Annotated in this window: 14 protein-coding genes; 5 read left to right on the top strand and 9 right to left on the bottom strand. The window is 38.7% G+C overall.

Annotation, left to right across the window (positions count from 1 at the left end):
• Nucleotides 1-34: 34 nt before the first annotated feature.
• From LZP85_RS03185 to mmuM, 6 genes are all read right to left on the bottom strand, one after another.
• Nucleotides 35-985 carry a tripartite tricarboxylate transporter substrate binding protein gene (locus tag LZP85_RS03185; RefSeq protein WP_119544018.1) on the bottom strand — a complete coding sequence of 317 codons (951 nt, stop codon included), beginning with the start codon at nt 983-985 and terminating at the stop codon, nt 35-37.
• Between the two features lie 15 nt (nt 986-1,000).
• Nucleotides 1,001-1,675 carry a response regulator gene (locus LZP85_RS03180; protein ID WP_025910359.1) on the bottom strand — a complete coding sequence of 225 codons (675 nt, stop codon included), beginning with the start codon at nt 1,673-1,675 and terminating at the stop codon, nt 1,001-1,003.
• Between the two features lie 44 nt (nt 1,676-1,719).
• The gene (locus LZP85_RS03175) at nt 1,720-3,309 is read right to left on the bottom strand and encodes an ATP-binding protein (protein WP_206782281.1); all 1,590 of its coding nucleotides are present in this window, start codon (nt 3,307-3,309) and stop codon (nt 1,720-1,722) included.
• A gap of 550 nt (nt 3,310-3,859) precedes the next feature.
• A complete protein-coding gene (locus tag LZP85_RS03170) occupies nt 3,860-5,167 on the bottom strand; it encodes a CitMHS family transporter (protein ID WP_025910357.1) in 1,308 nt (435 codons plus the stop codon).
• Between the two features lie 272 nt (nt 5,168-5,439).
• Nucleotides 5,440-6,006: an ImmA/IrrE family metallo-endopeptidase gene (locus tag LZP85_RS03165; protein WP_119544020.1), complete on the bottom strand. Its 567-nt coding sequence runs from the start codon at nt 6,004-6,006 to the stop codon at nt 5,440-5,442.
• Nucleotides 6,007-7,043: 1,037 nt separating this feature from the next.
• Nucleotides 7,044-7,973: a homocysteine S-methyltransferase gene (gene mmuM / locus LZP85_RS03160; RefSeq protein ID WP_234561971.1), complete on the bottom strand. Its 930-nt coding sequence runs from the start codon at nt 7,971-7,973 to the stop codon at nt 7,044-7,046.
• Between the two features lie 335 nt (nt 7,974-8,308).
• Between mmuM and LZP85_RS03155 the strand changes: the two genes are divergently transcribed.
• Nucleotides 8,309-8,497: a YolD-like family protein gene (locus LZP85_RS03155; protein ID WP_025910354.1), complete on the top strand. Its 189-nt coding sequence runs from the start codon at nt 8,309-8,311 to the stop codon at nt 8,495-8,497.
• 41 nt (nt 8,498-8,538) lie between these two features.
• Here the strand turns inward: LZP85_RS03155 and LZP85_RS03150 are convergent, their stop codons facing one another.
• Complete coding sequence (locus LZP85_RS03150; protein WP_234561969.1) at nt 8,539-9,225, bottom strand: response regulator; 687 nt, start codon at nt 9,223-9,225, stop codon at nt 8,539-8,541.
• Between the two features lie 26 nt (nt 9,226-9,251).
• Nucleotides 9,252-10,829, bottom strand: coding sequence for an ATP-binding protein (locus LZP85_RS03145; protein ID WP_119543323.1), 1,578 nt, complete (start codon nt 10,827-10,829; stop codon nt 9,252-9,254).
• 135 nt (nt 10,830-10,964) lie between these two features.
• Here LZP85_RS03145 and LZP85_RS03140 point away from each other — a divergent pair, with 135 nt between their 5' ends.
• The 3 genes from LZP85_RS03140 (at nt 10,965) to LZP85_RS03130 (ending at nt 14,092) form a co-directional block, all read left to right on the top strand.
• Nucleotides 10,965-12,002 carry a DctP family TRAP transporter solute-binding subunit gene (locus LZP85_RS03140; protein WP_206782283.1) on the top strand — a complete coding sequence of 346 codons (1,038 nt, stop codon included), beginning with the start codon at nt 10,965-10,967 and terminating at the stop codon, nt 12,000-12,002.
• A gap of 459 nt (nt 12,003-12,461) precedes the next feature.
• Nucleotides 12,462-13,727, top strand: a complete 1,266-nt coding sequence (locus LZP85_RS03135) for a dicarboxylate/amino acid:cation symporter (protein WP_119543321.1) — start codon at nt 12,462-12,464, stop codon at nt 13,725-13,727.
• Nucleotides 13,728-13,858: 131 nt separating this feature from the next.
• Nucleotides 13,859-14,092, top strand: coding sequence for a hypothetical protein (locus tag LZP85_RS03130; protein ID WP_061786374.1), 234 nt, complete (start codon nt 13,859-13,861; stop codon nt 14,090-14,092).
• Nucleotides 14,093-14,132: 40 nt separating this feature from the next.
• Here the strand turns inward: LZP85_RS03130 and LZP85_RS03125 are convergent, their stop codons facing one another.
• Nucleotides 14,133-14,297: a hypothetical protein gene (locus LZP85_RS03125; RefSeq protein WP_153301191.1), complete on the bottom strand. Its 165-nt coding sequence runs from the start codon at nt 14,295-14,297 to the stop codon at nt 14,133-14,135.
• A gap of 392 nt (nt 14,298-14,689) precedes the next feature.
• On the opposite strand from LZP85_RS03125, the gene LZP85_RS03120 reads away from it, so the two are divergent.
• Complete coding sequence (locus LZP85_RS03120) at nt 14,690-14,887, top strand: IDEAL domain-containing protein (RefSeq protein ID WP_025910344.1); 198 nt, start codon at nt 14,690-14,692, stop codon at nt 14,885-14,887.
• Nucleotides 14,888-14,895 lie beyond the last annotated feature (8 nt).

Genomic DNA, 14,895 nt, shown 5'->3' with positions numbered 1-14,895 from the left:
CAAGTAAGAAGCTATATGAAGTCATATAGCTTTTTTACTTGCCGCTCATTAATTCTTCATACAGCTTACTTTGTCTTTCCAAAAACACAGAGGCACCGCTGCTGTTTTTATAAAAAGGATAAAAATCATTTTCTTTTAAAAGCTGTTTCCATGCCTTCGTATTGACCATTTTGTATATGGCTTGATTCCAGTAATCAATTTCTTCTTGCGTCATATTTGGTGGACCCATTAATCCTCTCCAATGGCTAAAAACAACGTCAATTCCTTCTTCTTTCCACGTTGGAACGTCATTAAATTCTGCTAAGCGCCGCGGAGCTGAAACGCCCAAAATCCGAACATCCCCTCGCTCATACGCATCCTTCGCTTCTGATAACGACATAGGAGCTACTTGAACTTCATTCTCTTGGAGCGCGTCCAGCACGCCATGGCTACTTCCATATACGTAAAAAGCTAAGCGAGACGTTTCAACTTTTGCTTTTTGCGCTGCTTGCACAAACGACAAATGATCATCATTACCTAACCGAGGAGATAATCCAATCTTTAATGGATGATGATTTTCTTTTAAAGCATCCATCAAGCTCTTCATTGTCATAATGGAGGAAGAGGCTGGAACAACGATGACTTCCCATTCGGTTGCCAAAATCGCAAGAGGCGTAAAGTTTTTATACGTTAGCTGACTTTGCCCCAGTAAATGATTCGTAATCAATAAGCTAGAGTTACCTGAAATGACGTTTCCCCCTTCAAGTTGCTGTACATAACGCCACGCTTCTTCTCCTTGACTTTGTGTTTTATTGACAACAGAAACAGGTACATCCATTACTTCTTGTTGTAACACGTGCTGCATGGTCCTAGCGGTTAAATCCGCTCCACCTCCAACCGCTCCTGGGGCTACTAATTCTACGTGATCAAAGTGCACACTTTGATCATGATTACTACAGCTCATTAACACAAGTATTATGCTTACTAAACTAATCCACTTCTTCATATAATTCATCCTGACCTATGTCAAATGATACTTTCGCTCTGGTCGACCAACAATGCCATAATCATACTGAACATGACATTCTTGCACAGATACTAAATATTCTAAGTAACGACGAGCCGTCGTTCGAGATACGCCCATCTTTTTGCCCATTTCTTCGATTGTAATACCTTCTGTGAGGCCTTTTAAAATAGCTTTCACCTGCTTTAACGTGATACCGTCAATTCCAGATGGTAAGACTTTTTCCACTGGCGACTGCTGCTTATCATAGCCAAAATACGAATTAACAAACGATTGGTCCACTTCATCTCGAGCTTGCAGCAAGCTTCTTTTTTTCTGGTACCCTTCAATTGCTTCAATGAATGACTCCATTTTTACAGGCTTAATCAAGTAATTAACAACACCATTTCGCAAACATCGCTCTAAAATATCCCTTTCAGTGGCAGCCGTCACCACAATGACATCTACTTCCGGAAATCGTTCTCGAATACGTGGTAATAAATCCGTTCCCATTTCATCAGGCATATAAATATCCAAAATAAGCAAATCGATAGGTTCTTGCTCGAGCATCTCTATCGCTTCTTTAGCATTTAAAGCTTTTCCTACCACTTTCACATTCTCTATTTCTTGTAAAAATCGTTCTTGAACCTGAGCGATTCGAAAATCATCCTCTGCAATGGCTACTTTTAACATGATGTCTCTCTCCTTTGTTTGATTTTCTCTCATCCCAATTGCGTCTACTTTTGCTTCGGTAGATAAACAGAGAATGTGGTACCTTCTTCTTCAGGATGAATGTCAATCCAACCTTGAAGCTCATCGATCATTTCTTTCACGTTTGAAAGCCCATATCCTCGGTTTTGTCCTTTCGTCGAAAATCCTTTTGAAAACAATTTATCAATTATTTCTTCTGAAATTCCACTTCCATTATCACTTACTTCAATAATGATGTCTTGACCAATATCGGTAATAAAAAACGATACTTTCTTGTCATCTTGCGTACTAACTGCATCAAAAGCATTATCAATTAGGTTTCCAATAATGATGATTAAATGTGAGACATCAATATGCGAAGGTAGCTCTTTCAATAAGCTATCCTCTGCAATGGTAAACTCTACTTTCTTTTCAGACGCTTTGCCCATCTTACCTAATAGCACAGCTTGTACTTTAGCATCCAAAATTTGATGAAATAAAATTCGATTTTGCGTTTGGTGCGCATTGGACTCTTTTTGAATAAATTCAAAGGCCTCATCATACTCTCCTAGCTGAAGCAGTCCAGATAGCACATAAAGCTTGTTTGTGAATTCATGTGTTTGTGCCCGTAAGTCCTCAGAGTATCTCCGTACTTCTCCTAGCGTATGGATTAAATGATTCAGCTCTGTTTTATCGCGGAAACTTGCTACGACACCAACGATTTTGTCATTTTCAATAATGGGCAATAAGTTTAAAATAAAAAGCTTATTATGAAAGCGAATCTCTTGATCATTTTGCGCTTGACCATCTACCAGCACCCGCATCATGTTTGTATAAGGGAATACTTCAATGATTGACTTTGGGATATAGTTATCCTGCAAGCCGAGCATATGCCTCGCTGATGTATTCATCATCGTAATTCGACCTTTCGCATCAATGGCGATAATGCCTTCTTTTATCGATCGCAAAATTGCACTACGCTCCCGATACAAAGAAGCGATTTCGTTTGGCTCTAAGCCAAGAGTATCTTTTTTAATGCTTTTAGCGAGTAAGACTCCCCCAACGATTCCAAGAAGAAGGACGAGAAAAGCGTAAAAAATAATCTGTTGAATGCGCTTAATTAAATGAGCATGAACGTCTCGCTCTAGAAATTCTACGGTAACGACACCAATAATTTCACGGTATTTTCCTTGTTCGCTAATCACCGGAGCTTTCCCCATAATAGATAGACCCGAAGTTCCCATGCCTTCCAGCGTATAGTACCCTCCAAACATAAGCGCACGATAGTTGGAACTGGCATTGGTTTGACGGTCTGTTCTTTTCTCTTCGTCAGGCGAATAAATGGCTTTTTTTCGGTTTTCAACGATAATGGCTTCAGCACCAATTTGTTCACGTACTTGCTCTGCTAAAGGCTGAATGACCTTTGAAGGATTCTTGTCATTGAAAGCTTGTTTGACTTCTGGCATAAAGGAAATCGATTTGGCAGCCTGCAAAGCTAACTGTTCTGCTTGCTTTTTTGACTCCACTGCTTGCATATAAGAAAAGATACTAGCAAGTAATGTAACCACAAGTAGTACCAAACCAACAGTAAGGCCAACTGTTTTTGTTTCTAACGAAATGGAAATTGTTTTTTTCATTCTATTTTGACATCCTTCTTCTATTTGCACTCCTCTTTTATTCTACCAAAATTTTTATCTTACGTTTCGATTTGTCTGACTTTTATAAATATTATCTTTCAGCTTTGAATAAGGTCATTACAAAATGCGCTCTCTGCCTGGCAGGAGGCTTTCGAATAGGCACAACCTTTGAGGAGTTTACTCTCTTGTTTGAATTTTAAAAGTACTCTTTTTACGTAGTGTGATTTCCATTCCAGATTGCCCCCTTTCCGCAGGGCGAGCGCCGAGCCTCCTCGTAAACTGCGGGGTCTCGCTAGTCCTGCAGGAGTGGCGCATCTTCCATTACAATCACAGGTTTTTTTATTAAGGTGCCTTTTGATGAGAACCGTTCATTTTTTTGTGTTTTAAAAACCTCCCTCTACTTGGTATGAGGTTTCAAGATAAGAACTCTATCGTCTTCTTGATTATTTAAAAGCATTACTATCGAATTAGACTACTTTTTATATCTTGAACTTACCTATCAATTATATAGAAAAGAACTTATCCGCTTGAAAGCGAATAAGTTCTCATGTTACAAGGTAATGACCCCTGTAATGATAGCAACAAGCAGCATGACCATTGATGTACCAATCGTCCATTTTAACGTGTAGCGCTGGAATTCTCCAAGGTCAACTTTCGCCATACCTACTAATAGATATGTAGAAGCAACAAGTGGACTTAGCAAGTGAACTGGCTGACCGATTAATGATGCACGCGCAATTTCAGCTGCGTCGATTCCGTATGTGGCTGCTGCCTGTGCGATAATTGGTAGAATGCCATAGTAGTAAGCATCATTTGACATAAAGAATGTAAATGGCATGCTTGTAATGGCTGTGATGACTGACATGTAAGGTCCCAGTGCATCTGGAATAAGAGAAACTAAGCTATTTCCCATCGCATCAACCATCTTTGTACCAGATAAAATCCCTGTAAAGATCCCTGCTGCAAATACTAGTGACACAACGGCTAGTACGTTACCCGCATGAGCTGTAATTCGTTCTTTTTGTGTTTCTAAATTTGGATAGTTAATCATAATCGCAATCGCAAACGCTATCATAAATAAAATTTGTAAAGGCATGATTCCGCTAATTAACCCAACCATTAATAAAATTGTTAAGCCAAGATTTACATAAAGTAATTTTGGACGCTTGTAGCTTGGCTGCTCCACTGCTGCTGCTTGCTCTGCAAACGCAACTTGTACAGATGAAATATCTTTTAAATCAATTACGCCTAAACGTTGACGTTCTTTTTTACCAAATAGGTAAGCGGTGAAGATAACCCAAATTGCTCCTCCAACCATCGCTGGAATTAACGGTGTAAATACTTGAGAAGCGTCTAGATTTAATGCACTCATCGCACGAGCAGTTGGACCACCCCAAGGCGTTAAGTTCATAACTCCGCTTCCCATAATCGCAATACAGGCTAACATCATCGTACTCATGTTTAACTTTTTATAAAGCGGTAACATTGCAGAGAGCGTAATCATGTATGTTGTTGTTCCGTCACCATCCAATGAAATAGTTAAAACAAGAATGGCTGTACCAATCGTAATTTTCAGTGGATCCCCTTTAACAATCTTTAAGATTTTACCTACAACTGGATCAAATAACCCAGCATCAATCATAATACCAAAGTATAGAATAGCAAACATGAGCATTACGCCCGTTGGTGCTAATTCTTTTACACCTGCTAACGCCATTTCACCTATATCTGTTGTAAAGCCACCAATGATTGCAAATATAACAGGAATAACCATCAGTGCAATTAGTGGTGTTAAGCGATTTGTCATAATTAAAAACATGAAGGTACATACCATTGCAAAACCAAGTATTGCTAACATATAAATCCCCCTACCCCTTGTTTTGTATACGCTTTCATTAAAGTTGACAAAGCTATGGTTTTATCTGCATTTACATGATGTTAAAAACTCAGCAGCCAGTTATACTAGTTTCTGTTCTTACAGCACCTTAATTTTCTGTTTTTTCTTAAAATAATCATAATTTAAGATTCGGTTCGCTGTAAATAATTCGTCATATAAATACTTTTAAAACTTTTTATATAATTAAATCCTTTTTGTTCATGGCTTTTAAAACATAGGTAGGAGTGGGTTCGTTATTCAACACGAAGAGTAAGCGGAGGACAGAATGGATAGTGCGATTGTTGGTATTCCTGAATCGCTTCTTGAAGGTAAGGAATATTGTGAAGCTGCTTGGATTCCATTCCTTCCATTTGTAAAAAACGTTCAATTGCATATGTGTTTGCAAATAGTTCTTGCTGCTTGTTTCCTTCTCTTAATACAGCTTGGTTTTGAGTTCGATCTACGTGATGACCTAGTTCATGAAGAACGATGAAAGCGAACTGATGAGCTTTTTTGTTTTTCATGGTGTCAACAAAGACAATAGGACACTCTGTCACTGTATATTTTTTATAGTTAATTTCAAATTGTAGAGCTTGCTTTTTTGAAGAGGTTTGCTTTGGAAATTGTCCGTAATAAACGCCTAATACGTCTCTTCCTTGTACCTTAACACTGCCGAGGCAATAAACGCCTTTTAAACCGTTCCATTCTTCAGGGGAAGTAACTTTTTCAATTTCTTTGAGGATTGCTCGTTGCTTTTTACTCAGCAAACCGTAAAAAAGTACACCATGAACAGCTACGGGTTCATCTTTTTTCCAAAACATCTTGTCGCCTCCTCTACAATCGATTAATTCTTTGTTACCTTAACTATATGATATTTATAGCCATAGTTAAAATATCGTTTTTTTATCGTTAGCTATTATATTTAGTTATGTCAGATTTAACTTGTTTTTAGAGGGGGAAGCACTTGTTCTCTGCCTAGCGTGATTTCCATTTCAGGTTGCTTCCTTTCCGCAGGGCGAGCGCTGAGCCTCCTCGTAAACTGCGGGGTCTCATCTGGCCCGCTAATCCTGCTGGAGTGGCGCACCTTTCATTTCAATCACGGGGCTTTTGAATAGGGAAAAACTTGATAAGGTTACTCTTCTATTCTAACAACACCCTTTACCTAGCGTGATTTCCATTCCAGATTGCTTCCTTTCCGCAGGGCGAGCGCTGAGCCTCCTCGTAAACTGCGGGGTCTCATCTGGCCCGCTAATCCTGCTGGAGTGGCGCACCTTTCATTTCAATCACGGGGCTTTTGAATAGGGAAAAACTTGATAAGGTTACTCTTCTATTCTAACAACACCCTTTACCTAGCGTGATTTCCATTCCAGATTGCTTCCTTTCCGCAGGGCGAGCGCTGAGCCTCCTCGTAAACTGCGGGGTCTCATCTGGCCCGCTAATCCTGCTGGAGTGGCGCACCTTTCATTTCAATCACGGGGCTTTTGGATAGGGAAAAACTCGATGAGATTACTCTTCTATTCTAACAACACCCTTTACCTAGCGTGATTTCCATTCCAGATTGCTTCCTTTCCGCAGGGCGAGCGCTGAGCCTCCTCGTAAACTGCGGGGTCTCATCTGGCCCGCTAATCCTGCTGGAGTGGCGCACCTTTCATTTCAATCACGAGGCTTTTGGATAGGGAAAAACTCGATGAGATTACTCTTCTATTCTAACAACACCCTTTACTTGGTATGATTTACAAAGAGCACGCTGTAAAATATCATATTACCCTTTGACTTTACTTCTATATATGTTCTACTTTCTGATTTCCCGTCATAAACTAAAAAAGACACCTTCGCTTAGCAAAGATGTCTTTTCGTATTATCTGGTGAGCTTTGTAATTGATTCAATGTCTTCAGGCGTTGTTCGGCAACAGCCACCAATAAGCTGCGCTCCCGCTTGGCGCCAGTCGGATGCGAAGCACTGGTAAGATTGCTCTGCTTCTACTCCTCCCCAAGTTTTGCTTGTTGGGTCGTATTGTTCACCAGAGTTCGGATATACAAGAAGTGGTGTCTTCGTTTTGGCTTTCATGCTTTTAATTAGACTTTTTACGTATTGAGGAGGCGTGCAGTTAATCCCTACCGCGACTACTTGTTCATGGGAACTTAGCCATTCTGCACACGCTGCAGCTACTGTTCCATTGCTGATGTGTTCTTCATCTTTGGCGCTGAAGCTAACCCACGCATAAGCATCAGGAAATTCTTTTAGCACCCGCACGATTGCTTTTGCTTCTTGCAAACTTGGAATTGTTTCACAAGCTAATAAATCAACGCCAGCTTCAAGCAATGCTTTTATGCGAGGACGATGAAAACCTATGAGCTCTTCTTCTGTTAAGCTATAGTCTCCAGTGTACTCAGATCCATCTGCCAAGTACGCTCCGTATGGCCCTACAGAACCTGCTACTAATGGTTTTGGTCTGGTATCAGTTTGATTCGTTTGCCAAAATTCATCTCTTGCTTCAATTGCTAACTCTGCAGAAAGCTTCATTAAACGAATGGCTTCTTCTTTATTAATACCGCGCTTGGCAAAGCCTTCAATCGTTGTTTGATAACTTGCCGTTATGGCACAGTCGGCTCCTGCTGCAAAATAATCTTTATGTACTTGTTTAATGGCTTCTGGTTTTTCAACCAATACTTTCGCTGACCATAAGCTGTCATTTAAATCACAGCCATATCGTTCTAACTCTGTGGCTAATGCGCCGTCGAGCACAATAAGAGGGTGTGTATGTAAAATATGTTGAATTGGATTCATAGCATGTAGAGTCTAAACTCTTTTAAAGCCACCTTTCAGATTATTTAAAATATGTTGAACAGTCTAATAGAGGCAAAGGTGTTTGTCAAGAAAACCTTTAGGTAACAAACTCTTAACATGAGATTAACAGTTTTTTCACTTGAATTTCATAAAGAAAGAGTAAGATTAACGTTGTAAAGATTCTTTTTGAAAGTAGATGTGCAAAATTTCACAAAGTGTTCATTTTTTTAGTGAAAACGCTTACTATTTTTGTGTATACTAAAAGTAGATAAAAAAACGCTTACATTTTACTTCGGTTTTCATAAATAAAACATACCATGAGAGGAGATTATCTAATGATTTTAAAAGCTTTACGAAAAAACGGTTCTGTTACAGTTAATTATTATCGTGATGGTTTATTAGAAACTTTCAAAGGAAAAGTGAAACAGTTAAACCTAGTCGAACAAACATTATCTTTACAGGATGAAAATCACAATACGTTATCTTTACGCTTATCAGGAATTAAAGAAATCTATGAATCATAGCTACAGAGACCGGTCCAGCAAAGAACCGGTCTTTTTTATGACTACTTTTGTTGCAATAAATAACGGTTAACAGGCCTGCCGACTCGGCCATACTCTACGTAAAGCTCAACTTCTTTCTCTTGATCTAAATACTCTAAGTATCGACGTGCCGTGACCCTTGCAATACCCATTCCTTCTGCAACTTCTTCTGCTGAAATTGGATCAGTTTGGCTATGTAAATACGACCGGATTCCAGCTAACGTGACCGTGTTTAACCCTTTCGGTAACGTTGGATTTTTCTCAACGGCTGTTTTAAATAATAGCGTATCGACTTCGTCTTGAGTGATAGATTCGCTTTTGCTTAGTTTGGTTTGGCGCTGTCGATAGTTTTCTAAAGCTTGCTTCATGCGTTCAAACTTAAATGGCTTCATAATATAATCAACGGCTCCGTATTGCAATACACGCTTGACCGTTTCACTGTCACTGGCCGCTGTGACGGCAATTACATCTGATTGATAGCCCTTTGAGCGAATTTTTTGAAGTGTGGTAAGCCCGTCTTGATTCGGCATATACATGTCGATGATGATTAGATCCGGATTATCTTTTTCAATCATTTGTAACCCTTCTACTCCGTTTGATGCGACGTTTGTCACTACAAACCCTTCCACCTGCTCGATGAATTGCTTATTCACTTCTTGAACCATTAAATCATCTTCAATCACAAGTACCTTCCATTGGCTTTTTGTCATGCTTCCATCCCCTTTTCACTTATAACCTATAGTACAAATGTAATGGTAAACGCCGTGCCACGCCCATATTCTGTTTCAATCGCAATATCTCCATCACCTTTTTGAACAATTTGGTGAATTAAATAAAGACCAATACCTCTATTTTCCTTTGCCTTTGTCGAAAATCCCTCTTCAAAGATATGCTTCGCTTCTTCTTTAGCCATGCCGCATCCGTTATCCTCTACCAAAATAGACAACACGTCCTCTGTTTGTTCAATGCTTACATAGACTTCTTTCTCATCATGAAAAGAGTTAGCATACGAATCGAAAGCGTTTTCAATTAGATTCCCAATAATGATTACAAAATCATGATGATCTAAATGCTGAGGAAACGTTTCTAAATAGCTATGCTTATCAATTGTTAACGTAATTCCCAATTCTTTTCCTCTGCTTACTTTGCTAATTAACAAGCCTGATATGCTTTCATTTTTAATATTTTTGTGTAAGAAATTCGTCAATTCTTCCTGCTGCTCGGAAACATCGAAGACGTACTCCAGCGCTTTTTCATTGTTTCCAAGCTGTATCAGCCCTGCAATTGTATGAAGCTTATTCATATATTCATGACTTTGAACGCGAAGTGCACTGACAAATGCTTTTACCCCAGTTAGTTCTTCAGCTAGCTTCTTTACTTCAGTTCGGTCCTGGAAAATCGCAACTGCTCCTACCGTTTCTCCTTTTACCTTAATTGGAACCCGATTGCTTAAAATCGTTAAATTCCGTACTTGAAGCTCTTTGTTATAAACCGGTTGATTCAGCTGTAAAATCTCTGGTAAACGGGTATCTGGAATGACGTCATAAATCAATTTTCCAATTACATCATCATGAATATTCATAATGGTTTTTGCTTTATCGTTAAAAATTGTAATATACTCATCTTTATCAATCGCGATTACAGCTTCATGCATAGCGTTAAAGGTTTCCGTTCGCTCGACAAATAGCCGTGCAATCTCATCTGGTTCTAACTCAAACATTTGCTTTTTTATGTGAGAAGCTAGTACCCAAGCTCCCCATCCACCAAATAGTAGAATTAGCAGACTGATGATAAAAATCTCTTTTTTCAAGCTCTGTATAATTTCTGAAAAAGTCGGCAACAAATAACCACTAATTACAACGCCAACCTGTTCATGGTGGTGATTAATAATTGGAACGAGTGAACGCACTACGGTGCCACTTTCTCCTTTGGCCTTATCCGTGTATGTGTGTTCAGCAAATGCTTGTCCTTCATCTTCACCATGCGATTTTGTGCCAATCATAGCGTTGACTGGATGAGACAGCCTTATCTTTTCCATATCAAGTACCACTACATAATCTGCCCCGTGAATAATTCGAATGGGGTCTACTATTGTGTTAATTTTCTGCCTTTTTTGTTCATCTCCCGTTATCTTTTCGCTAACCTCCGTCATTTCAGCTACAGTTCTTGATGTTACAAGAGCTCTCTGACGTAAATCTTCTTCCTTTGATTCCACAAACTCTTTAATCACGACAAGACCGGCTAAAAACAGCGCAAAGACGATAATAAAAAAGATTAAGGCAGTCATCTTCGTTTGCATTGAAAATCGATTCATAAAGCCTAAGCTACCTCTTCTTTCTCACATATACTATCTATATTTATTTTACCATGCTCCAAATCTGCATGGTAAAATAAATCATAAGATTACAATTCTTCTCATCGAGATGCGAGGAGCTGAGAGTAAGACCCTATGCGAATATTTATTGTAACAGCTTTATTTGTCAGCGCTTTCTTTACTTATATTTTGCTTTTCCCTCCTTCGTTTTTACATTCAGAACACGTCTATAGAGATGATGAACAACGAGGACTGGATGAGCAGATTGTGATTAACTTTAGTCATGTTGTAGCTGAAAACACCCCAAAAGGATTAGCAGCTCAAAAGTTTGCCAAGGTTGTTAATGAACGATCAGATGGCAAGGTTAAAGTTGAAGTTTTCTCAAATAGTGTGCTCTATTCTGATACAGAAGAAGTAGATGCTTTAAGACGAAATGACGTTCAAATGATTGCTCCTTCTTTCTCAAAACTTGCAGATGTAAACGAGGATTGGCTACTTTTTGACCTCCCATTTATGTTTAAAGATGAAGGTGAAGTTGAAGCCGCGTTAAACGGTCAGATTGGCAAGAGTCTGCAAGCATCTCTCAAAAAAGAAAATTTAAAAGGACTAGCATTCTGGAACAATGGATTTAAACAAATGACGAGTAGTCAAAAAAAGCTGGCTGTCCCGGATGACTTTAAAGGCCAACGCTTTCGTATTATGCCAAGCGAAGTCATAAAAAAGCAGTTTGATCTACTTGATGCTAAACCTACCATTGCTCCATTTAACCGAGTGTATGAATCGCTGGAAAAACAAGAGTTTGACGGTCAAGAGAACACAATTTCAAATATCTATTCAAAGCGTTTATATATGCTGCAGCGCTACATGACGATTAGTAATCACGGCTACTTAGGCTATGCGGTCATGATGGACGAGAGCTATTGGAACAGCTTGCCTCCCGATGTTCAACTTCTGCTTTCAAATGCGATGGAGGAAACAACAGCTTGGATGTGGGAGCACTCGAAAGGAATGAATGATCAGCAGCTCGAAAAAATTAAAAGTGAGTCTTCGATTCAAGTTCATTATTTAACAGAACAGGAAAGAGATAAGTGGAAACAGCGCTTTAAACCACTTTATACAGAGTTTCAAAAGCGTTTAACAAAAGATATTGTGGAAGAAACATATAAGAAGTAATTAAAGAGACTGAGACATAAGTAGTTCAGCCTCTACTATACCTGAACGATTGAGAGTTCCTCACTTTTAATCGCTCAGGTTTTTTGTTGATTGTGAAAACAATGTTGGAAACAGGGTGGAATGGAGCGTAGGACACTCGACTCCTGCGGGAAAAAGAGGTAAACCTGAGATCCCAAAGCGCAGCGAGGAAGCTCAGGTTCCTCCCCGCAGAAAGCGAGTGGCCGTAACGCAATGGAACGAACGTGTTCAGATAACCTAAAGAGATGGGAACAGCTATTGCTCGTCTTTTAGAAGCAATTATTTTGTTATGTCCCAAACTCTTTTCTATGAAAATTCTAAGAACTTAATGAACAAAAAGACCATTATCACCAGAAATTTCACCCCCCATTCATATGCGGTACTATAGGTTTACAAGATAAATGAAAACGCTGTCAAATTATGAATCAAGGGGGATGGAAGATGAAGATTAATTTTAACAACTTAACAGTTCGCGTTATTATTGGGATTATCTTAGGGATTATGGTTGGGTTTATTTTTCCTGAATTCGGCGCGCAGCTGAAAGTATTAGCTGACATCTTTATTAAATTAATTAAAATGGTTATCGCACCGATTATCTTTTTAACTGTTGTCATTGGAATTGGTGGTATGGGCGATTTGAAAAAAGTCGGGCGTATTGGTGGTAAAGCACTTCTTTATTTTGAAATTGTCACAACGTTCGCTTTAGCTATTGGTATTCTTGTTGTTAACTTCGTAAAACCTGGTCAAGGCTTTAATATAAGCGGAGCACAGGGAGCTGACGTCTCTGAGTATACGAAGCAAGCAGCCGAAGCTGAACATGGATTCATGGACTTTGTGATGAGCATTATTCCAGATAGCGTCTTTGGAGCAATGGCTAACGGAGAACTGCTTCCAATCTTATTTTTTGCCGTGTTATTTGGACTTGCAACAGCAGCTCTAGGCGAAAAAGCAGCACCTGTCATTACATTCTTTGAACGAGTGACGGATATTTTCTTCGGAATCGTTAATATGATTATGAAGATTTCTCCAATTGCTGCTTTCGGCGCGATGGCTTATACAATCGGAAATTTTGGAATTGGTTCACTTGTTTCGCTCGGAAAATTAATGGGATCTGTCTATATTACGATGTTCTTATTCATCATTTTTGTTTTAGGTACAATTGCTAAATTTTATGGCTTCAGTATTTTAAAATTCATTGCGTTTATTAAAGAAGAAATTTTACTCGTGCTTGGTACATCGTCATCTGAATCAGCTTTACCAAAAATGATGAATCGTATGGAGCAATACGGGTGCTCTAAGTCCGTTGTAGGTCTGGTTATCCCTACTGGTTATTCATTCAACCTTGATGGGACATCTATTTATCTATCAATGGCAGCAATTTTTATTGCACAAGCCTACGGAGTTGACTTAACGATTTGGCAAGAGTTAACGCTACTAGGTGTGTTAATGCTAACATCAAAAGGTGCCGCTGGCGTAACGGGTTCTGGGTTTATCACTCTAGCAGCAACATTAGCAGCCTTCCCAATGATTCCTGTTGAAGGTCTTGCATTATTAATTGGTGTGGATCGCTTTATGTCTGAAGCTCGTGCTATTACGAACTTAATTGGAAACGGAGTTGCAACGGTTGTTGTTTCAAAAATGGAAAACGAATTTCATCCACCAGCTCCACCTCAAAGTTCTGATTCTTCAATACCACTTGCAAAATAAAGAGAACCTTCCTCAGCTGATTGAGGAAGGTTTTTTCGAATGGAAAACTTTAAATAATTAACAATATCAAATAATTTGTTACAATAAAAATAAGTTTAAAAGATAACTAGTTTGGGTAAGGAGGAAAAAATATGATTCAGACCATTACAGCGCATTTAAAACAAGGCTTGCTTTCTTATAGACAAGCGATTTGGATTGCACGCTATCTCATCCTCGGTTTTATTGTATTTGGCACGGTTGAAAAGATTTTAATGTTTCAAAGTCATGAACTTAACGGCTTACAGCTCACATTTGAGCTAACTGCTGCTTTAATCTGTGCATTAATTCCCTTTGCATACGGCATTGACTCGTCCAAGCAAGAATAAAGGCAACGTTTTCTGATGAAACGTTGCCCTTTTTTTATAATCAAGCTTTTATCTGCATTTTTTTGTGATACAATTCCCCAAGCTCTACATCATCTAGCTGCCACACAACAGATTCACATTCTGGAAAGCTAGTAAGCAATGCATCTTCTAATTTTTCGCGTTCCCTTTCACTCAAAACATAGCGTTTCAATGTAAGCACTGACATTTTATGTTCCCCTCTCACAATTAATGTTAACGCTTTCGAGATTGATGTTTATACATATCTTATACGAATAATATCTCATATGTACAATGAATAAATAGAATAATGCGAATAAGCAAATGGAATATAGGAAACACTCATAAAGAATAAGAAGGTCACCTATGCTAGAACACTCTTGTTTAGACCATAGATTTTTGTCAGAAAAAGACGACAATCAATTATATAACAAAGTTGATATATATATCCTGTTATAGTACAATTATCATTACTTAATTCGATTTTAAATGGCTTTCTTATCTCCCCCATAGGCTGTAAGCTACGAACCATTTTTAGAAACATCGCATAGCTTAGAGTATGAATAGGTAACTAAAAATTTCTGAGGAGTTGATTTCCCCGTGGAAAAGCATTTGAATCATATCCAGAAACAAAATGAAGAAGATACAATGAATTCATTAACGGCTGAAATGGTATTAGATCATGCGCTTCGGATGTTTCAAAAACAACAGCTTCAAAAAGAAATTGATCATGCCTTATTACATCGTAACAAACAAGAATTTCTTAAACTATCGCAACAGCTACAAGCATATCTATAAGCAATAAA

It is taken from the genome of Priestia flexa, assembly GCF_021441905.1.
Classification (GTDB): domain Bacteria; phylum Bacillota; class Bacilli; order Bacillales; family Bacillaceae_H; genus Priestia; species Priestia flexa.
Note: the sequence above shows the minus strand (reverse complement) of the source record. Positions and strands in the feature narration are given on the sequence as shown.